Raw genomic sequence first — 19621 nt, 5'->3', positions numbered from 1 at the left:
GGGCTTCAATGTCGCTCAGGCGGCGTGGGGGAGTCAATACGTCGAGACCCGCCACACCCGACCGTACGCCCGATCGTCATGCGTCGGCGAGGACATGCGCGGTCGCACACGAAGAATCCCCGGAGGCGACTCACGCCTCCGGGGAAACCTCTCTTCACGGTGGAGCGGTCGTCCTTACGGGACGATCTGCAGCAGGCGGTTCGGGGAACCGGTGCCGGGGCTGGTCACCTTGCCGGTGACGGCGCCGGCGGTCAGGGCCGAGGCGACCTGGGCCGGGGTGGCCGAGGTGTGGCCGGCCAGGTAGACGGCGGCCGCGCCCGCGACGTGCGGCGTGGCCATCGAGGTGCCGGAGATGGTGTTCGTGGCGGTGTCGCTGGTGTACCAGCCGGCCGTGATCGACGAACCCGGGGCGAAGATGTCCAGGACCGCGCCGAAGTTGGAGTAGCTCGCCCGGGCGTCCGTGTTGGTGGTGGCGCCGACCGTGATCGCCTCGGTGACGCGGGCCGGGGAGTACGAGGAGGCGTTGGCGCTGCTGTTGCCGGCCGCGACGGCGTAGGTCACACCGCTGGATATGGAGTTGCGGACGGCCGTGTCGATGGCGGTGGAGGCGCCGCCGCCGAGCGACATGTTGGCGACGGAGGGGCCGCTGTGGTTCGCGGTCACCCAGTCGATACCGGCCACGACACCGGCCGTGGTGCCCGAGCCGGCGTTGTTCAGCACACGCACGGCCACGATCTTCGCCTGCTTGGCGATGCCGTAGGTCGAGCCCGCGATGGTGGACGCGACGTGCGTGCCGTGGCCGTTGCCGTCCTGCGCCACGTTGTCGTTGGAGACGGCGTCGTAGCCGTTGACCGCCCGGCCGCCGAACTGGGCGTGCGAGATGCGGACACCGGTGTCGATGACGTACGCCGTCACACCGCTGCCCGCGCTGTCCGGGTAGGTGTACGTGCCGGAGAGCGGCAGTGACGCCTGGTCGGAGCGGTCCAGGCCCCACGGGGCGCTGGTCTGGGTGGCGTCCACCGTGAAGACCTGGTCCTGCTCGACGGAGGCGATCGCCGGGTCGGCGGCGAGTCTCTTCGCCTCGGTGGCGGAGAGTTCGGCCGAGTAGCCGTTGAGCGCGGACTTGAAGGTCCGCTTCACCGAGCCGCCGTACTCCTCGACCAGGTCCTTGCCGGCGCTCGACGCGGCCTTGAGGCCCGCGTTCTTCTTGAGCGTGACGATGTAGCTGCCCTTGACGGCGGTGGGGGAGTCCGCCGCGAGCACCCTGCCCTCGGCCGGGGCGGCCTGGGCGGGGAGCGCGGTCAGACCGCCGAGCAGGGCTGCGGTCGCCGCGGTGGTGATGGCGGCGACGCGGAAGTTCTTGCTACGCAGGTGTGCCATTACGAGGGTTTCCTCCTCATAGGCGACGCGCGCATGGGTGTGGCGCGCGTTCGTGGGGGGTGCGTGCGGGATCGCACTCACGGCCGGGAGCGTCGCGTTCCGCTCGCGGCTGTAAGCAGATTGGGTGCTCTACGGGGGTAGATCAAGAGACGTGAAGCGTTGTCATGTTTCTGTCACACAGCTGAAATCGAACAGGGGTGGAACACGGTGGGTGTGTTCGCTTGAGAGTGGGAAAGTATTGACATGAACACTTCCGATCAACACGCGTAGTTGCTACGACGGTTGAGGCAGAGATCCTGCTAAAGGGAGGTTCCATGAGACGTTCCCGACTTGCGGCATACATGACCTCACTCCTCCTCGCCGTCGGCGCAGGCCTCACCGGGGCGGCGACGGCGCAGGCGTCCCAACAGGCCGCCGCCACCGGCTATGTGGCGCTCGGCGACTCCTACTCGTCGGGTGTCGGCGCGGGGAGCTACCTCTCCTCCAGCGGCGACTGCAAGCGCAGCACGAAGGCCTACCCCTACCTCTGGGCGGCCGCCAACGCTCCCTCGACCTTCCACTTCACGGCCTGCTCGGGCGCCCGAACGGGTGATGTTCTGGCGAGTCAACTCGGGCCGCTCGGCGCGGGCACGGGGCTGGTCTCCGTCTCCGTCGGCGGCAACGACGCCGGCTTCGCCGACGTCATGACCACGTGCGTCCTGCAGTCCGACAGCGCCTGCGTCTCCCGCATCAACACGGCGAAGGCGTACGTCGACTCGACGCTCCCCGGCCAACTCGACAAGGTCTACTCGGCGATCAGCGCGAAGGCACCGGCCGCCCACGTGGTGGTGCTCGGCTACCCCCGCTTCTACCAGCTGGGCGGCACCTGCCCCGGCCTCTCCCAGGCCAAGCGGTCCGCCATCAACAACGCCGCCGACTACCTGAACACCGCGATCGCCAAACGCGCCGCCGACCACGGGTTCACCTTCGGCGACGTCCGCTCCGCGTTCACCGGACACGAACTGTGCTCGGGCAGCGCGTGGCTGCACAGCCTGAACCTGCTGAACATCGGCGAGTCGTACCACCCGAAGGCCGCGGGCCAGTCGGGCGGGTATCTGCCGGTGTTCAGGAGCGTGGCCTGAGGCCGGAAGCATGGCCTGAGGCCGGGAACGCGGCCTGAGGTCAGGAATGCGGCCTGAGGTCAGGAATGCGGCCTGAGGTCAAGAACGCGGCCTGACGGCCCCGTTCAGGGCTCCGGTGTCGGCATCGGCGTCGGCGTCGTAGTCGGCGCCGGAGCCGCTGTAACCGTCCGGGTTCTCCGAGTCGTCGGAGGGGGAGGTCCCGCCCGTGGTCGGGGCCTCCGACTCGCACGTCACCGAGAACGCGACCGTGTTGGACTCCGTCTTCACCGGGCCCCGGACCTCCACGCCGATCTCGTCCGCGTGACTGCTGTTCGTCGAGACGACGACCCGGTCCTGCTTGGTCTTCTCGCCGCCGGACGAGAACGACAGGGTCTTCCAGCCCTCGTCCTCGACCTCGCCGCTCCTCGCCACCCACCGGTAGTCGACGTCCACGGGGACGCTGCCCACGGTGAACGTCGCGGTGAAGGCGGGCGCCTCGGCGTCCTGAGGCGGACAGGAACCCGCGTAGTCGGTGTGCACGCCCTCGACGGTCACCTCGACCGTCTGAGCGGGCGGCTTGCTGGTCGGTGGCTCGTCGGGGGACTGCGAGGGGGAGTCGCCGTCGTCGGTCGTCGCGTCGCCCCCGCCGGGTTCCTCGCCCGCAGCGTCGTCGCCCGTCCGGTCGTCGGTGCCGCCCACCGTGCCCGCCCCGTTGGTCGGACTGCCGTCCTTCCCGCCGTCGTCCTGGTTGACCAGGGCGTACGTCAGGCCGGCGATGGCGAAGGCGATCGCCGCGATCCCCGCGACCAGGAAGACGAGGGCCCGGCGGTTGCGGTCAGGCCCGCGGCCCGGCGCCGGGGAAGGGTGGGGCGCCGCCGGGGTGGGGCGCTGCGGGGTCGGCGGCCCGAACTCGTTCGTGCCCGGCCCCGGTCCGGTCCGCGCGCCCGGACTCGGGAAGGCCGCCACCGTCGGGCTGTACGGGGCCGTGGCGACCGTGCCGGAGTGCGGGGCGACTCCCCCGGAGGGGGTGCCCCCGGCGCCGATGATCCGCAGATCCCGCTCGGCCTGCTCGGCGGAGATCCGTTCGGCCGGATCCTTGCGCAGCAGCCCCTCGATCACCGGGGCCAGCGGACCGGCCCGGTGCGGCGGCGGAAGCTCCTCGTCGACCACCGCGCGCAGGGTGCTCAGCGGAGTGTTCTGCCGGAACGGCGAGTTGCCCTCGACCGCCGCGTACAGCAGCACCCCGAGCGACCACAGGTCCGACTCGGGGCCGAACGCCCGGCCGAGCGCCCGCTCGGGGGCGAGGAACTCCGGGGAGCCGATGACCTCACCGGTCATGGTCAGCGCGGAACTGCCCTCGACCGTGGCGATGCCGAAGTCGGTGAGCACGACCCGGTTGTCGTTGGAGATGAGCACGTTGGCCGGTTTCACGTCCCGGTGCAGCACCCCGGCATCGTGCGCGGCGCGCAGCGCGGACAGCACCTCGGCACCGATGTGCGCGGCGCGCTGCGGAGGGAGGGGGCCCTCGCCGTCGAGGAGGTCGGCGAGCGACAGACCGCGCACCAGCTCCATCACGATCCACGGGCGGCCGTCCTCCATGGCCACGTCGTACACCGTGACGACATTGCGGTTGGCGACCCGGGCCGCCGCCCACGCCTCCCGCTCCAGACGGGCGTACATCCGCTCCACGTCGGAGACGGCGATACCGCCCGGCGCCCGCACCTCCTTGACGGCGACCTCGCGGTGCAGCACCTCGTCGCGGGCCCGCCACACGGTGCCCATGCCGCCCTCGCCCAGCGGGGTCAGCAGCCGGTAGCGGCCCGCGATCACCCGTTCACTGCCCGGTTCTTCGGACACGGCCATCCCCCGTCACTCGCATCCGCACGCGCATCGGCCCGGAATCTCCACTCCGTGCGATTTCTCCCCAAAAGTAGCTCAGCCCAGTGCGGATGTTGCCCCCCTGAACACCAGAACGGCCCCGAGCGCGACGACCAGCAGAGCCGACGCCAGCGGCACGGTCCTGCGCACCAGCGCGGCCGTCGGCCCGCCCAGCCGGCCTTCGCCCCGGTCCATCACCCGCGTCACCCAGCCGCCCGCCTTCACGACGGCGTACCCGGCCGCCGTCAGCGTGAGCGCCAGCCCGATGCCGTACGCCAGCACGAGCAGCAGGCCGAACCACGCCTTGCCCAGCGCCGCCGCGCCGACCAGGACGACCACGGCCGACGGGCTCGGCACCATGCCGCCCGCGAAGCCGAGCAGGATCGTGCCGCGCAGGGTGGGGGCGGTGGGGTGCGTGTGGGTGAAGCCGCCGTGGGTGTGCGTGACTCCGCCGCCGAAGAGGGAGCGCTTCTCTTGGGGGGTGTGGGAGTGGGCGTGGTGGTGAACGTCGGCGTGGTGGTGGTCGTGGTCTGGCTGGTGGTCGTCGGGCTCGTGGGTGTGGCCGTGGGTGTGCCCGTGGTCGTGGGGGGCGACCGACGTGGGGGTGTGCGTGTGGCTTTCGTTGTGCGCGTGGGTGTGTGAAGGAGCGGCCTGGGCGAGGACGAGTTCCCGGCTGGGCTCCGGCTTGTGGTCGTGCGAGTGGGGGTGTCCGTCGCCGTGGTCGTGCCCGTGCCCGTGCCCGCTCGTGTGGGTGAGCGCCAGTTTGCGGTTCAGCCACGCGCGGCGGGCGAGGGTGATGCCCGCTCCCATCACGAACAGGCCGCTCGCGATGCCGAGCCAGGTGATCACGGACGGGGCGGCGGCGGAACCGGCCAGGACGAGGAGGCCGAGGGCGACGACGCCCAGGGTGTGGGTGACCGTCACGGACGCGGCCATGGGCAGGACGTCACGCATCCGGGCCCGGTCGCGCGCGGCGGCCGTCGCGGCCATCAGGGTCTTGCCGTGGCCCGGACCGAGCGCGTGCATGGCGCCCAGGAACAGGGCGATACCGAAGGCCAGGGCGCCGAAGCCGAAGGTGAGGTCCTGGCTGGAGACCAGGTCGTCGAGGGCCCTGGTCCAGCGGTCCGCGCCGCGCGGCAGGATCGAGGCGCCGGGCGCGTCGTTCTCCCGCTCGGCCAGCGCCGGTCCGCCCGGCCGCACCTGGAGCGAAGCCGTCGCGGTGTCCTCCGGCGACTGCAACAACTCCTCGGGGTAACTGGTGAGTTGCTTCGACACCGACTCCTCGGGCACGTCCGACCCGGCCAGGGTCGTCCGGTCGCCCTGTGCGGTGACCTCACGCCAGCCGGGCCCGGAGTCCACGGCCGCGTGGAAACGTACGTCGGCGGCCCGGTCCGGCAGCGGGGCCGTCAACCGGCACTCCACCCGCAGAGTCTTCAGGCCCGCCTGGCCCGGCCGCTCCTCGGCCCGGCTCGACTTCAGCGCCACCTCGGCGGCACCCCCGTCGACGGTGACCTCACTGCCCTCGGCGGCCTTCTCGCACCGCTCCCGGGCCCAACTCTCCATGCCCTGCCGCTCGATCGCGGGCCCGGCCTGGGTCGCCGGGATCTCCGCGAGGTCCTCGACATGGAGGATCTTCAGCTGCCCGGGGGCGGCGACCAGACCGTCGTACCGGTTGACGGTGAAGTTTCCGAGGGGGTGGGCGCTCGCCGTACCGGTGGGTCCGGCGAGGACGAGCGTGCAGGCGGCCAGGAGGACCGCCGTGCCGGTGGCGAACACGCGCCGGGGAGGGGTCACTTGGTGGTCTCCAGAGCCTGCAGTGCCTTCAGGGTCTTTCGGGCCTCGGCCGCGCCGAGCGGCGAGAAACCGGCGTTGAGGTCGAGCGCCGCCTTCAGCGAGGCGCGGGCCTCCTTCTTGTCGCCGGCCGCGTACTCGACCATGCCCCGGTGGTACAGGAACGTCGCGTCCCGGTAGCCGGTGGCGGTGGCCCGGCGGGCGTACGGCAGGGCCTCCTCGTCGCGGCCGTTGACGTGCAGCGCCCAGGCGAGGGCGTCCGCCGTGTGCACCGTCTCCCGGCGCTTCCACTCGGCCTCGGCGGCCCGCAGTGCGGCCTTGGTGTCCCCGTGGTCGGCGGCGGCGAGAGCGGTGTCGAGGTCGGCGTTGACGCCGTTGGAGCGTGCGATGGCGGTGTAGGCGTCGACCAGCGCGTACTGGTCGCCCGCCTTGGTCCTGTCGCCCTCGGCCTCGTACAGCTCACCGAGGACGACGAGCGGCCCCGGCAGCGGATAGGAGGACACCACCTGCTCCAGGCCGCTGATCGCCTGGGCGCCGTCGCCGCTCGCGGCCTGGGCGCGGGCGCGGCCCTCCAGGGCGGGGAGATAGGTGTCGTCGGCGCCGAGGGCGCGGGCGTAGTGGTCGAGCGCGTTCTCGTAGTCGCCCTGCTTCCAGGCGAGTTGCCCGAGCTGGGTGGCCACGTAGGCGATGTCACCGCGCGTGGCCGCCGAGTCCAGGGCCCGTTCCAGGACGCGTCGGGCGGTCTTCACGTCGCCGCGCAGCTCGTACACATACGCGTACCGGGTGAAGACGGGGATGCCGGGGCGGCGGGTGTCGGCGAGGCGGACCGCCTTCAACGCGTCGTCGTAGCGGCCTAGTTCGACCAGGGAGTCGACGCGGCTGCACAACGCCCGTTCGCTGTACGGGTTCTCCTTCAGCGCCTGGTCGGCGTACCGCAGGGCGTCCTCGAACTCGTGGCGGGCGGCGGCGAGGGCGGCGAGGCCGGCGAGCGCCGGGTCGTTGTCCGGCCGCAGTTCCAGCGAGCGCTTCAGGGCCTTCTCGGCCTGTGGGTAGCGGGAGGGGTCGCCCTTGACCCGGGCCTGCTCGACGTAGGCGAGGCCGAGCGTGGACCAGGAGCCGAAGTCCTTGGGCTGCTCCTTGAGATGGGCCTGGAGCCGCTCGACTGCCGTGTCGAGGTCGCCGCCGACGAGCTGGGCCGCCGAGACACCCGGTGAGGAGGACATGGCCACCGTCCGGTCGTCGTCCCTGGCGCCCAGCGCGACCGCGAACCCGGTGAACGCGACGGCCAGCGCCGCCGCGCACGCGGTGAGCCGCGCCAGCCGCCGACGGGCCGACTCGGGCGAGGGCGTGCGGCGAGCCCCGTCGGTCGGCCCGCGCCCCAGTACCGGACCGGTCTCCGGCCCCACCGCACTCTTCGCCACGGCCCCGGCCACGACGATGCCGCCTCCGGGTCCGCCACCGGCCCCGGAACCGGACGCGGACCCGGTGTCGGTGTCGGTGTCGGTGTCCGACAGGGGTCCGGACTCGTCGTCGGACGCCGCTTCGGACACCGGGTTCGGCTCGGTGTCGGATGCGGCGCTGGGCTCGGTGTCGGAGCCGGGACTCGGTTCGGCGTCACGCGCGGATGCGGATGCGGATGCGGATGCGGCGTCGGACGGGGCGTCGAGCTCGGTTGTGGATGCGGCGCAGGACGTGGCGTCGGGCTCGGTCTCTGACGCGGCCTCGGCGTCGGATGCGGCGTCGGGCGAGGCCCCGGCGTCCGAAGCGGGGCCGGCCCCGGTGTCGGATGCGGCGTTGGCCTCGGTGTCGGGCACCGGGTTCGGTTCGGCGGCCGTCGCGGCTTCGGACACGGGGCTCGGCTTGGCGTCACGCGCGGATGCGGAGGCGGCGTCGGAAGGGGTGGGGAGCTCGGTGTCTGAAGCGGTCCCGGTGCCGGAGGCGGTGTCGAGCGCCGCCCCGGTGCCGGATGCGGCGTTGGCCTCGGTGTCGGGCACCGGGTTCGGTTCGGCGACCGTCGGGGCTTCGGACACGGGGCTCGGCTTGGCGGCACGCGCGGATGCGGATGTGGCCGCGGCGTCGGACGTGGCGTCGGGCTCGCTGTCGCGAGTGGTCTCGGCGGCGGGCTCGGCGCCTGACGCGGCTCCGGCGTCCGAAGCGGCGTCGGCCTCGGCGTCGGTCACCGGCCTCGGCCCGGCATCGAACCCGGACGTGGACTCGACGTCGGACGCGGCCCCGCCCTCCGACGCGGCCCCGCCCTCCGACGCGGCCCCAGCCTCGGGCGCAGCCCCAACGTCGCGCACCGACCCGCGGGCGCGCGCCGACCCGGTGGCGGACGCCGACCCAGCGTCGGGCGCCGACCCGGATTCGGCGAGGTCGCCCCGGTCGGGCTCGGGAGCACCCTCGTCGGGACGCTGACGTCCGTCCTGCGGCGCGCTCTCGTTCGTACGCGGGGACATGCCCTCTCCTCAACATCCTTGCCGAGTACGGTGATCGGGGTCGTGGGGCGCGGCCCGCGCCGTGGGGGATGGATACGAGCGGGCCGCGCCGGTCACGGCGGCCGGGCCCCATGGGGAAGGGCCCGGACGCGGGGCCGGCTAGTAGTACGCGCGGTCGTTCCGACGGCGCCACCACAGCAGGCCCGAGCCGATCAGCAGGACACCGGCCGCGCCGGCGCCGGCCGAGGCGGCGATCAGCGTGGTGTCGTCGGTGCCGCTCTCGACGCCGCCGCCCAGTGCGCTGCGGACGTTGTTCGTGGTGTTGCCCTTGACCGTCTTGCCCCGCGAACCGGCCGTCGGCAGACCGACGTACGGGAAGGACTTGCCGAACTTCTTGTCGTTCTTGTCGACCGCGTCACCCAGGTCGTTGGGCGCGTCGACCAGCTCGCCCTCGACGACCTGGAGCGCGATGTCGATCACGTCGTCGGTGAGCCGGCGCCCGTTCGGGAAGCCCTGGTTGTCACCGTCCAGCACACCCAGCCGCTTCGGCTTCGCGGTGGGCTCGATGGAGGTGTTGAGCCGCAGCTGCTCCGAAGGGGTCACGTGCGGCGGCTGGTTGAGGCCCTCGACGCCCTTGAGGAAGACGTCGACGAGGTCGTTGCGCGGCTCCTTGGGCGCCGGGATCTTGTAGATCGCCTCGATGAGCTTGGGCAGCTCGGGCTCGGTGACGTTCTTCAGGAACTGGGCGTCGTCCACCGGCGAGGACGCGTTGAACTTGTCCTTGTCCCCGATGGGGTTGACGACCTCGTTCACCAGCGGCATGCCGAGGCGCGACACCTGGTGGTACTGGCCGTCGGCGCCCTCGCGCTGCGTCGTCGACCAGATGCCGACGATGGGCTGGTCCTTGGACTGGACGAGCGCCTCGCTCGGGATCTGCAGCGCGATCGAGTTGACGTTGTAGCCCTTGAGCGTGTCCCGTCCGACCTCGGAGAGGTCACCGCCGTAGAGCAGGTCGAAGACGCGCAGGTCCAGGAAGAACGGGTCGTCGGCCTGACCGGCGTACGTGGTCACCCCGCTCGCCGTCTTGTACACGGCCTCGTCGCGCAGCTTCTTGAAGTCCGGCATCGACGCCTTGCCGACGTTCGACGGCGCCACCCACACGTCGTCCGCGAGCTTGGTCTTGGAGACCGCGCGGCGATCCTTCAGCTTGATGAGGTCGATGTCGTACGTCTGCGTGATGTTCAGGTCCGGGTCGTCGAGGCTCTCCACGACGCCCGTGTTGTACAGGAAGGTCTTGTCGTTCTTCGTCTTCGTCTTGAACGTGTACCGGAAGATGAGGTCTTCCTGGGCGTCGCCGTCCTGGTCGACGCGGATGTCGTACTCCGCGTCCTCGGAGAAGGTGAAGAAGTTCGGTCCGCCCGCCGGCTCCTCGAAGGGGATCCAGTTCGCGATCACCGTCGTCGTGTCCGGCTGGTCGGGGCTGACGAACGCGTACACGTCGGTGTTGTCGAACTGGGGCTCCCCCGAGATCAGCGGAGCCTCCCGGTGGCTGGAGGCGGAGGCCGCCCCCGGCTGCAACACGGTGACGCCGGCGGCCGCGAGTCCTCCGGCGGCCAGCGAAGCACAGATGAGGGACGCGATGCTCCGCCGTCCCGCGCCGCTCCTGGAAGTAGGTGTCGTCATGCCGTCCGTCCTCTGTCCCAACTTGCCTGACGAACGCCATTCGGAGCGGTCGGCAGGGTGGATTGGTCGAATCCCAAACGTTCTTACGGCGCGTTTGAAAGGTTGTTTCAGCGGAGAGCGGGATTTGTTGATCCGGATCTCTTCCGGATCCGTAACCCCATCCGGAGGTGGGTCGGTTGCGAATGCCTTACGCGCGGGGATGGCCGTGCTCGGCCGGAGGCGAGGGGGAGCGAGTGGAGGCGGACAGGCTTCTGGTCCGGGTGGCCGGAGGCGACCAACGGGCGTTCGAGGAGTTGTACGCCCTGGTGTCCGGCCCGGTCTTCGGGCTGGTGCGCCGTGTCGTACGGGACCCGGCGCAGTCGGAGGAGGTGGCCCAGGAGGTGCTGCTCGAACTGTGGCGCTCCGCAGGCCGGTTCGACCCGGAGCGGGGCAGCGCCCTGTCCTGGATACTCACCCTCGCGCACCGGCGCGCGGTGGACCGGGTGCGCAGCGCCCGCGCCGCCACCGAGCGCGAGCAGCGCGAGGGCCGACGCAACCACCACACCGCCTTCGACCAGGTCGCCGAGGAGGTCGAGGCCGGACTCGAACGCCAGTGGGTGCGCCACTGCCTGGAGAAGCTCACCACCCTCCAGCGCGAGTCCGTCACCCTCGCCTACTACGACGGCTACACCTACCGTGAGGTGGCCGAGCGGCTCTCACTGCCGCTCGGCACGGTCAAGACCCGTATGCGCGACGGACTCACACGGCTGCGCGAATGCCTGGGAGGAGTCGCATGAGCGCCCTGTACGGCCGGCCCGGGGGAGGTGCCGAGTGAGCCTCTTCCGCCGCGAGGACCTCCACTCGCTCGCCGCTCCCTACGCACTGGACGCCCTGGAGCCCGACGAGCGGCGCCGCTTCGAACAGCATCTGGCCCGCTGCGACCGCTGCCCGGCCGAGGTGCGCGTCCTGTCCGAGGACGCGGTCCGGCTCGCCTGGTCGACGGCCGTGCCGGCCCCGGCCGCGATGCGCGACCGGGTCTTCGCCGCCGTGCGCAACACCCCTCAGGAGAACCGGTCCTGGAGCGCCCAGCCGTCGCGGCCCCAGCATCTGCCGCGGCATGTGTGGGGCGCCGAGCCGCCGCCGAAGTCGCGCGCCCGTGCGCCCCGGTTGCGCTCCTTGCTCGTCCCGCTGGCCACCGTCACGGCCGCCGCCGCACTCGTGGTGGCCTCCCTCTTCGCCGTCCAGGCCGACCGCACCCGCGACGAGCTGGCCGCCGAGCGCGCACAGGCGAGTGAGATCGCCCACGTTCTCGCCGCGCCGGACGCCCGCGCGACCAGTGACCGGGACGCGGAGGGCCACAGAATCGGAGTGATCGCTTCCGCTGAGGAGCGGAGCGCGATCGTGACCCTCAGCGGATTCGAGGACCTGCCGAAGAACCAGGTGCACCAGCTCTGGCTCATGCGCCCCGACGTGCAACCACGCTCCCTGGGCCTCTTCGACGGCGACACGCCCTTGGTCACCAGCGGAATGAACACCGACGCGACGTCACTCGCCGTGACCGTCGAACCCGACGGTGGATCACCGCAGCCCACCAGCCAGCCAGTTGTCCAACTCGCCCTGGAATCGGTCGGATTCGGAGAGTAGTCAACAACGCTGTTACGGGGTAGGTGAATACCGGGACCGTGATTCCCGAGTGCTCCAACGGGGCGATATGGTTACGCTGCCCGGGCCGGGTGGACTCGTACGGGTGGGGAGTGACATGGAACAGATAACAGTGCGCAGGGCGCGAGTCCCTGCGATCACGTGCGGGAGCAGCGCGACCAGCTCGCGCCTCGACCGACATCTCTCGGTGCTGAGCGGCCCCGCCGTGCCACAGCGCGAGGCGGCCGAGGCGACCTCGCTGATGCGCGAGATAACGTCACGGTCCCCGCAGGAGCGCAGCAGCCGCAAGGACACGCGCGTCGGGCGGGTCTCGCTCTTCGCCCCCCTGAAGAGGCTGCGCCGCTCGCTGTTCGGCAGCCGCTAACACCACCGCACCACAGCACCAAGGGCTTTCCCCGCAGGAGGCCCGCGCTCAGGCCACCACGCCGTCCCGGCGCAACGCTGCGATCTCGTCGTCCGTCATCCCCGCGGCACGCAGCAGCGACCCGGTGTGCTCCCCGAGCGCGGGCACCGCACCCATCCGCGCCTCGTCCCCGCCCGGCAGCGTGATGGGCGGCAGCAGCGACCGTAGCGGCCCCACCGGTGACTCCACTTCCCGCCACCGGTCCCGGGCCGCCAACTGCGGATGCTCCGCCACCTCCGTCACATCCCGTAGCCGAGCACAGGCGATCCCCGCCGCCTCCAGTCGCGCCAGCGCCTCGTCGGTGTCCAGCAGCCCCAGCGCCTGCGCGACCAGCTCGTCCGTACGTTCCCGGCGCTCGACCCGGGCCGGATTCGTCGCGAAGGCCGGGTCGTCCGCCAACTTCGGCCGCCCCAGGACCTGTTCGGCGAGGCGCCGCCACTCCCGGTCGTTCTGCACCGACAGCAGCACCCGCCCGCCGTCCGCCGTCGGATAGGCGTCGTAGGGCGCGATCACCGCGTGCCCGAGTCCCGTGCGGGCCGGAGCGGTTCCGCCGTGCATGGCGTGGTGCAGCGGGTGTCCCATCCACTCGGCCAGCGCCTCCAGCATCGACACCTCCACCGGCCCGCCCCGTCCGGTCGTGCCCCGCCGGACGAGCGCCGCGAGCACCCCCGAGAACGCGTACATCCCGGCGGCGATGTCCGCCGCCGGGATGCCCGCCTTCACGGGCCGCTCCGGTGTCCCCGTCACCGACACCAGCCCGGCCTCGCACTGCACGAGCATGTCGTACGCCCGCTTGTCCGCGTACGGACCCGACGCCCCGTAGCCCGAGATGTCCACGGCGACCAGCCGGGGGTGCGCGGCGCACAGCGTGGCCGCGTCCAGGCCGAGCCGGGCCGCCGCGCCGTGCGCGAGGTTCTGCACGAACACGTCCGCGTCCGCCACCAGTCGGCGTACGACGGCCAGGCCGCGCGGGTCCTTCAGATCCAGCGCGAGGGACTCCTTGCCCCGGTTGCACCACACGAAGTGTGAGGCCAGGCCCCGGGCCGCCGTGTCGTAGCCGCGGGCGAAGTCGCCGCCGTCCACCCGCTCGACCTTGATCACCCGTGCCCCGAGGTCGGCGAGCTGCCGGGTGGCGAAGGGTGCCGCGACGGCCTGCTCGACGGCGACGACGGTGATGCCGTCGAGGGGCAGGGGGTCACCGGTGCGGGGGAGTGGACGCATGCCGTGGATCATGTCCCCGCCGGGGCGCGGTTGTCACCAGCAAGTGCCGCGTGTCACGCGCCCCGGGGCGGCGGCCCGGGGCGGCGGCCCGGGGCCGGCGGCCTCCGGGGCGGCGGCCTCCGGCCCGTCCCCCGAACGGGCCGGAGGTCACCTGGGGCCCGCCGCGTAGGTGCGGACCGCGAGCGGTACGAACACCGCGAGCAGGAGCGCGCACCAGAGCAGCGACCCGGCGACGGGGTGCGCCACCGGCCAGGCGGCACCCTCCGGGACGGCCGCGTTCCCGAAGAGGTCGCGCAGCGCCGTGGCGACCGCGCTGATCGGGTTCCACTCGGCGGCCGTGCGCAGCCAGCCCGGCAGACCCTCGGTCGGGATGTACGCGCTGGAGAGCAGCGGCAGCAGGAAGGTCGCACCGCCCAGTTGCCCGGACGCCTCCTCGTCGCGGGTGAGCAGACCCAGGAAGATGCCGATCCACACGCACGCGAACCGGAACAGCAGCAACAGCCCGAACGCGCCGGCCGCCGCGAGCGCGCCGCCCTCGATCCGCCAGCCCACCGCCAGCCCGACGAGCAGGAACAGCAGCGACCCCGCGACCGTGACCACCAGGTCCGCCAGTGCCTGGCCCAGGGGCACGGCGGCCCGGCTCATCGGCAGCGTCCGGAAGCGGTCCATCACGCCCCGGTGGGTGTCCTGGGCGGCCTGGAACATCCCGGTCATGATCCCGCCGGAGGCCGTCGCCACCAGCAGACCGGGCACCAGGAACCGCCGGTACTCCTCGCCCGGCACGGCGAGGGCGCTGCCGAAGACGTACCCGAAGAACAGCAGCATCGAGATGGGCATGATCTGGGTGAGGATCAGCAGCCCGGGATTGTTGCGGACCCGCCGCAGCTGCCGGCCCAGCATCGCCGTGCCGTCGTACGCCAACGCGCTCATGCCGCACGCTCCTCGAGGTCGTGGAGGTCCGCCGGGCCGCCCTCGGTGAGGCGGAGGAACACGTCGTCGAGGGTGGGCGGGCGCAGGCTCGCGTCGAGCAACGGCACACCCGCCGCGTCGAGTTCGCGCACCAGCCGGGGGAGTGTGAGCGTCGGGTCCAGCGCGATCACGCCGACGGCGTGCCGGTCGTCGTCGAACGTCGGTCGCCCGCCGGTGAGTCGGTCCAGCACGCCCGCCGCGGCGGTCATCGCGTCCGCGTGGGCCACGACGACCTCCGCGTACGAGCCGATGAGCGCCTTGAGCTGGGGCGGCGAACCGCTGTGCGCGATCCGGCCCCGGTCCATCAGCACGATCCGGTCGGCGAGTTGGTCGGCCTCCTCCAGGTACTGCGTGGTCAGCAGCACGGTGGTCCCCTCCGCCTTCAGGGCACGCACGGCCTCCCACGTCCGGTTCCGGCTGACCGGGTCGAGGCCGGTGGTGGGCTCGTCGAGGAAGAGCACCGCCGGGTGCCGGACGAGGCTGGCCGCGAGGTCGAGCCGGCGGCGCATACCGCCCGAGTAGGTGGAGGCCGGCCGGTCGGCGTCCTCGGTCAGACCGAAGCGGTCGAGGAGCTCGGCCGCGCGGGCCGCCGCGTCGCGGACCCGGTGCAGCCGGGCGAACAGCCGGAGGTTCTGCCGTCCGGTGAGGTCGCCGTCGACCGACGCGTACTGCCCGGTCACCCCGATCGCCCGCCGGACCGCGGCCGGCTCCCGCACGAGGTCGTGGCCCGCGATCCGCGCCGATCCCGCGTCCGGCCGCAGCAGCGTCGCCAGCAGCCGTACGGCCGTCGTCTTGCCCGCCCCGTTCGGGCCGAGCATCCCGACGACCGTGCCCTCCTCCACGGCCAGATCGAGGCCGCGCACGGCACGGACGTCACCGAAGCTCTTCTCCAGACCCTCACTAAGTACAGCGTACGTAGTAATCATGGGGCGACCATAGCGCATTACGTACGCTGTACGTAACTAGGATGGTGGCCGAGGTGATGATCGATGGCTGGCCGAGCGGCCCGACCCGAAGTGATCTGGGCGCGCCCCGAACGCACCGGCCGGGGGCCGAGACCAGCGTTCAGCCGCGCGGACATCGCGGCGGCGGCCGTACGGCTCGCCGACGCGGGCGGCCTGGACGCCGTGTCCATGCGGCATGTGGCCGCGGAGCTGGGCTGCGGCACGATGTCGCTCTACAACTACGTGCCGCGCAAGGAGGACCTGTACGAGCTGATGGTCGACGCGGTCGCCGGCGAGCACGAGCTGTGGGAGCCGGGCGGCGACTGGCGGGCCGATCTGCGGCGGGTCGCCCATCAGACGCGTGACCTGCTGCGTCGCCACCCCTGGATGCCCCGGCTGATGTCGCCGGTCTACGGCTTCAGCCCCCACGGGCTGCGGTATCTGGAGCACTGCATGACCTGCATGGACTCCCTCGACGCGCCGTACGGGACGAAGATGCAGCTCCTGGGGATGCTGAACGGGTGCGTGACGACCTACGTCGCGAACGAGCTGGCGACCGCCGAGCGGGTGCGGTCGCTGCCGTGGTCGGAGGAACGGGAGAACGAGGTCCGGATCGCGTACCTCGGGGAGCAGATCGCGAGCGGCGCGTACCCGCGGCTGGCGGCGGCGTTCATGGAGGACTCCGGGCCGATCGATCTGGAGGCCGCGTTCGAGTGGATGCTGGACCGGGTGCTGGAGTCGTTCGCGCCGTAGAGCCTCACAGCAGGGTGAACTGGCCCTCCGGGCCCTCCTCCCGGTGGTCCAGGACCGAGGCGGGCCGACGGGCGGAGTCCGGGACGGGGAGCACTCCCGCCCGGCGCAGGTCCGTCGTCGTGATCGGTTCCGGGACCGTCAACTCGTCCTGCGTCGGCCGCAGTTCGGTTAGCAGCGCCAGCACGGTGATCAGTTCGAGCAGCTCCGACGTCCAGGACTGGGGCCAGGTCGTCGGACGGATCGCCTCCAGGGTGCCCGGCTCCGCCGGTTCCGTTCTGCGGGTGAACCACTCCTCCAGCACGCGGACCCCGCCGACGTGGAAGTCCCAGGCCTCGGACGGGACGGGGGAGATGCGGCCCTCGTCGACGACGAGAGCCTCCTCGTCGCGGTCGTAGCGGAACTCGACGGGGCGGGAGGGGAGCGGGGCCCGCACGTAGGGGCGGCGGCCGCCGGGGAGCTTGGGACGATCGCCGTCGCGGCGCATGAGCCACAGGGCGCGGCGGCCCGGTTCGACGCCCCGCGACCAGACGTCGGGGTCGGCGGGCAGCGGCACCTCGACACGGCCGGGGCCGGGGCGCGCGGCGACCAGGATCCAGGCGAGGACGTCGACGGGGTCGACGGGGCCGCTGCCGAGACGCTCGCCGAGGTACTCCGCCAGGCCCGGTGCGAGGTTCGGTTCGACGGCCCCCGGGCGGCGGTACAGCGGGCGGACGCGGCCGACGCGCGGGCCGTGGAGCGGGGCGAGCGGGAGCACGGACGAGGCGAGGAGCGCAGGGCCGGAGGAATCCGGCGCGGCCGTCTGTTCGACCACGAACACCTGCCGCTCGTCCGCCACCCGCCACAGCTCGGGACGGGCGGAGTCGATGAGGCGGTGGTCGGGGATGAGCCACTGCTCGTCGAACGGGGCGGCCAGGACACGGACCGGCTCCGGGCAGGGACCCGTCTCCCGGGCCAGTCGGCCGGTACCGGTGGTCCGGCCCGGCAGCTGGGCCACCGCCGAGGTGAGCGTGCGGGAACGGGTGGGGGCGAACAGGGTCTCGCGGTCCGGGCCCTCGGCCTTCACCAGGGCGTCCCAGCGGGCTTTCAGGGACACGGCGTCGGGGGCCGCCGGCCACCCCCGGCCCAGGCGTGGCGGTGCGACGGACCACGGCATGAGGTCCGCGAGCGGGAGGGCGTCGTCGGGCGTCACGCTGGGCATCGTACGGCCTCGTCAGGGGGCGTCGAGGGTCACGGTGAACGAGAAGCGGTCGCCGCGGTAGTGGATGACCGCCACGTCGAGGACGCGGCCGGACTCGTCGTGGGTGACGCCTGTGTAGTGCAAAATCGGACTGAGCAAAGGCACCTGGAGGAGACGGGCGGTCTCCGGGTCGGCGATGCGGGCCTCGACCGTGTCGGTGATCCGCCCGATGGCCACGCCCACGACATCACGCAGGACCTTGGTCATCGGCCAGCGGAGCAGGTCGTCGCGGTCGATGCGCTCGGCCAGCTCGGGGCGGACGTAGTTGCGGGCGTGGTTGGTGGGTTCGCCCGTCCGCTCGTCGCCGCGCAGCCGGTGGTAGATGGCCACCTCGGTCAAGTCCGGGAAATACTCCGCGAGTTCACCCGACACAGGGGTGCTGCCCTGGTCCAGCAGCTCGGTCGTCATCCCCGACTGCTGGGCCACGATCGCGTCCACGGAGCCGAGCAGCCGGACCGGCGAGCCCCGCCGGGCACTCGGCTCGATGAACGTGCCGCGCCGCCGGTGCCGGCTGATCAGCCCCTCGCCCTCCAGCTCCTTCAGCGCCTGCCGCATGGTCAGCACGCTCACGCCGTAGTGCCCGGCCAGCTGTTCCTCGGTCGGCAGCCGCAGGGGCTCCTGCGGAGACCGGCCGAGTATGGAGGCGCGCAGGGACTGCGACACCTGGTACCAGAGCGGCAGTTTGCGGTTCAGGACGATCGAGTCCGGAGCGAATGAGGTCACAGCGGTATCCGTACCCGGCCCGGCGCGTTCAGTGCAACGGGCCGAAGTGACGCCGGAGCCCGGACCACACGTCGTCGTACGCCTGCTGCAGCTGCTCCGAGCGGGCCGCCTGCTCGGTCGTGAGGACGGGCCAGCGCGTCTCGAACATGAACGCGAGGCCGTCGTCCACCCGTTGCGGCCTCAGCTCCGCCGTGCTCGCCCGGTCGAAGGTCTCCCGGTCCGGACCGTGCGCCGACATCATGTTGTGCAGCGAACCGCCCCCGGGCACGAAACCCCCTTCTCCGGCCGTCTTCGCGTCGTACGCGCCCTCGATCAGGCCCATGTACTCGCTCATCACGTTCCGGTGGAAGTAGGGCGGCCGGAACGTGTCCTCGCCCACCAGCCAGCGCGGCGCGAACACCACGAAGTCCACCGCCGCGAGGCCCGGGGTGTCGCTCGGCGAGGTGAGCACCGTGAAGATCGACGGGTCCGGGTGGTCGTACGAGATCGTCCCGATGACGTTGAACCGGCGCAGGTCGTAGACGTACGGGGTGTGGTTGCCGTGCCAGGCGACCACGTCGAGCGGGGAGTGGTCGTAGGTGGCCGTCCAGAGGTTGCCGCAGAACTTGTTCACCACCTCCACCGGGCCCTCGACGTCCTCGTACGCGGCTACAGGCGCCCGGAAGTCGCGGGCGTTGGCGAGGCCGTTGGCGCCGATGGGGCCGAGGTCGGGGAGGCGGAAGGGGGCGCCGTAGTTCTCGCAGACGTAGCCGCGGGCCGTGTCGTCGAGGAGGTCGACGCGGAAGCGGACGCCCCGGGGGATGAGGGCGACCTCACCGGGCTCGGCGCGCAGCAGGCCGAACTCCGTGCGCAGCAGGAGGCCGCCCCGCTCCGGGACGATCAGGAGTTCGCCGTCCGCGTCGCCGAAGACCCGTTCCATGGCGGAATTGGCGTGATACAGGTGCACGGCCATGCCCGTGCGCCGCGCCGCGTCGCCGTTGCCGCCGAGGGTCCACAGGCCGCCGAGGAAGTCGGTGCCCGCCGGAGGCTCCGGCAGGGGGTTCCAGCGCAGGCGGTTGGGGTCGGGGACGGTCTCGGTGAAGGGGGCCGCGCGCAGCGCGCCGTTGTCCGTGCGCGTGAACGCGGGGTGCGCGGCCGACGGGCGGATCCGATAGAGCCAGGAGCGGCGGTTGTGCGACCTCGGTTCGGTGAACGCGGTGCCGCTGAGCTGCTCCGCGTACAGGCCGAGCGGAGCGCGCTGCGGGGAGTTGCGGCCGTGCGGCAGCGCGCCCGGGACCGCCTCCGAGGCGTGTTCGTTGCCGAAGCCGGAGAGGTAGTCCAGCCCCTCGGCCGTCTTCCTGGCGTCCCCGCTCATGCCCGCTCCCTCGCGATCCTGATTCCTGTGCTTCACCGTAGGATTCGGCCGGGTCGGGTGCAAGGGGACGACGCGGCGACGGACGCCGACGGACGACAACCGGACGTCG

Annotated in this window: 16 protein-coding genes; 5 read left to right on the top strand and 11 right to left on the bottom strand. The window is 72.2% G+C overall.

Annotated elements, in window-relative coordinates; all coding sequences use genetic code 11:
- Nucleotides 1-174 precede the first annotated feature (174 nt).
- Complete coding sequence (locus tag RM704_RS08360) at nt 175-1380, bottom strand: S8 family peptidase (protein ID WP_033531574.1); 1206 nt, start codon at nt 1378-1380, stop codon at nt 175-177.
- Between the two features lie 314 nt (nt 1381-1694).
- On the opposite strand from RM704_RS08360, the gene RM704_RS08355 reads away from it, so the two are divergent.
- Nucleotides 1695-2501: an SGNH/GDSL hydrolase family protein gene (locus RM704_RS08355; RefSeq protein ID WP_033531575.1), complete on the top strand. Its 807-nt coding sequence runs from the start codon at nt 1695-1697 to the stop codon at nt 2499-2501.
- 78 nt (nt 2502-2579) lie between these two features.
- Here RM704_RS08355 and RM704_RS08350 read toward each other — a convergent pair whose 3' ends face one another.
- From RM704_RS08350 to RM704_RS08335, 4 genes are all read right to left on the bottom strand, one after another.
- Nucleotides 2580-4343, bottom strand: coding sequence for a serine/threonine-protein kinase (locus tag RM704_RS08350; protein ID WP_033531576.1), 1764 nt, complete (start codon nt 4341-4343; stop codon nt 2580-2582).
- Between the two features lie 72 nt (nt 4344-4415).
- Complete coding sequence (locus RM704_RS08345; protein WP_033531577.1) at nt 4416-6152, bottom strand: HoxN/HupN/NixA family nickel/cobalt transporter; 1737 nt, start codon at nt 6150-6152, stop codon at nt 4416-4418.
- Nucleotides 6149-8605: a tetratricopeptide repeat protein gene (locus tag RM704_RS45525; RefSeq protein WP_438828904.1), complete on the bottom strand. Its 2457-nt coding sequence runs from the start codon at nt 8603-8605 to the stop codon at nt 6149-6151. Before RM704_RS45525 ends, RM704_RS08345 begins: the two co-directional genes overlap by 4 nt.
- 138 nt (nt 8606-8743) lie before the next feature.
- Complete coding sequence (locus RM704_RS08335) at nt 8744-10267, bottom strand: DUF4331 domain-containing protein (protein WP_033531578.1); 1524 nt, start codon at nt 10265-10267, stop codon at nt 8744-8746.
- A gap of 233 nt (nt 10268-10500) precedes the next feature.
- Between RM704_RS08335 and RM704_RS08330 the strand changes: the two genes are divergently transcribed.
- The 3 genes from RM704_RS08330 (at nt 10501) to RM704_RS08320 (ending at nt 12272) form a co-directional block, all read left to right on the top strand.
- A complete protein-coding gene (locus RM704_RS08330; protein ID WP_033531579.1) occupies nt 10501-11043 on the top strand; it encodes a sigma-70 family RNA polymerase sigma factor in 543 nt (180 codons plus the stop codon).
- Between the two features lie 34 nt (nt 11044-11077).
- Nucleotides 11078-11890: an anti-sigma factor gene (locus RM704_RS08325; protein ID WP_033531580.1), complete on the top strand. Its 813-nt coding sequence runs from the start codon at nt 11078-11080 to the stop codon at nt 11888-11890.
- A gap of 115 nt (nt 11891-12005) precedes the next feature.
- Nucleotides 12006-12272 (top strand): hypothetical protein, encoded by a 267-nt coding sequence (locus RM704_RS08320; RefSeq protein WP_033531581.1) that lies wholly within the window; start codon nt 12006-12008, stop codon nt 12270-12272.
- 48 nt (nt 12273-12320) lie between these two features.
- Here the strand turns inward: RM704_RS08320 and RM704_RS08315 are convergent, their stop codons facing one another.
- From RM704_RS08315 to RM704_RS08305, 3 genes are all read right to left on the bottom strand, one after another.
- Complete coding sequence (locus RM704_RS08315) at nt 12321-13544, bottom strand: CaiB/BaiF CoA transferase family protein (RefSeq protein WP_052146478.1); 1224 nt, start codon at nt 13542-13544, stop codon at nt 12321-12323.
- A 135-nt stretch (nt 13545-13679) separates the two neighbouring features.
- Complete coding sequence (locus RM704_RS08310) at nt 13680-14462, bottom strand: ABC transporter permease (protein WP_033531583.1); 783 nt, start codon at nt 14460-14462, stop codon at nt 13680-13682.
- Nucleotides 14459-15427: a daunorubicin resistance protein DrrA family ABC transporter ATP-binding protein gene (locus RM704_RS08305; RefSeq protein ID WP_033531584.1), complete on the bottom strand. Its 969-nt coding sequence runs from the start codon at nt 15425-15427 to the stop codon at nt 14459-14461. Before RM704_RS08305 ends, RM704_RS08310 begins: the two co-directional genes overlap by 4 nt.
- A 63-nt stretch (nt 15428-15490) precedes the next feature.
- Between RM704_RS08305 and RM704_RS08300 the strand changes: the two genes are divergently transcribed.
- Nucleotides 15491-16198: a TetR/AcrR family transcriptional regulator gene (locus RM704_RS08300; protein WP_033531585.1), complete on the top strand. Its 708-nt coding sequence runs from the start codon at nt 15491-15493 to the stop codon at nt 16196-16198.
- Nucleotides 16199-16202: 4 nt separating this feature from the next.
- Here RM704_RS08300 and RM704_RS08295 read toward each other — a convergent pair whose 3' ends face one another.
- Genes RM704_RS08295 through hmgA form a run of 3 tightly spaced genes read right to left on the bottom strand, consistent with a single transcriptional unit; the run spans nt 16203 to nt 19512 of the window.
- The gene (locus RM704_RS08295) at nt 16203-17396 is read right to left on the bottom strand and encodes a type ISP restriction/modification enzyme (RefSeq protein ID WP_033531586.1); all 1194 of its coding nucleotides are present in this window, start codon (nt 17394-17396) and stop codon (nt 16203-16205) included.
- A 12-nt stretch (nt 17397-17408) separates the two neighbouring features.
- Nucleotides 17409-18158, bottom strand: coding sequence for a GntR family transcriptional regulator (locus RM704_RS08290; RefSeq protein WP_033531587.1), 750 nt, complete (start codon nt 18156-18158; stop codon nt 17409-17411).
- Nucleotides 18159-18186: 28 nt separating this feature from the next.
- Entirely contained in the window at nt 18187-19512 is a 1326-nt protein-coding gene (hmgA, locus tag RM704_RS08285) for a homogentisate 1,2-dioxygenase (RefSeq protein ID WP_033531588.1), read from the bottom strand.
- Nucleotides 19513-19621 lie beyond the last annotated feature (109 nt).

This window comes from Streptomyces gottesmaniae, assembly GCF_031845845.1.
GTDB classification, from domain to species: Bacteria; Actinomycetota; Actinomycetes; order Streptomycetales; family Streptomycetaceae; genus Streptomyces; species Streptomyces akebiae.
Note: the sequence above shows the minus strand (reverse complement) of the source record. Positions and strands in the feature narration are given on the sequence as shown.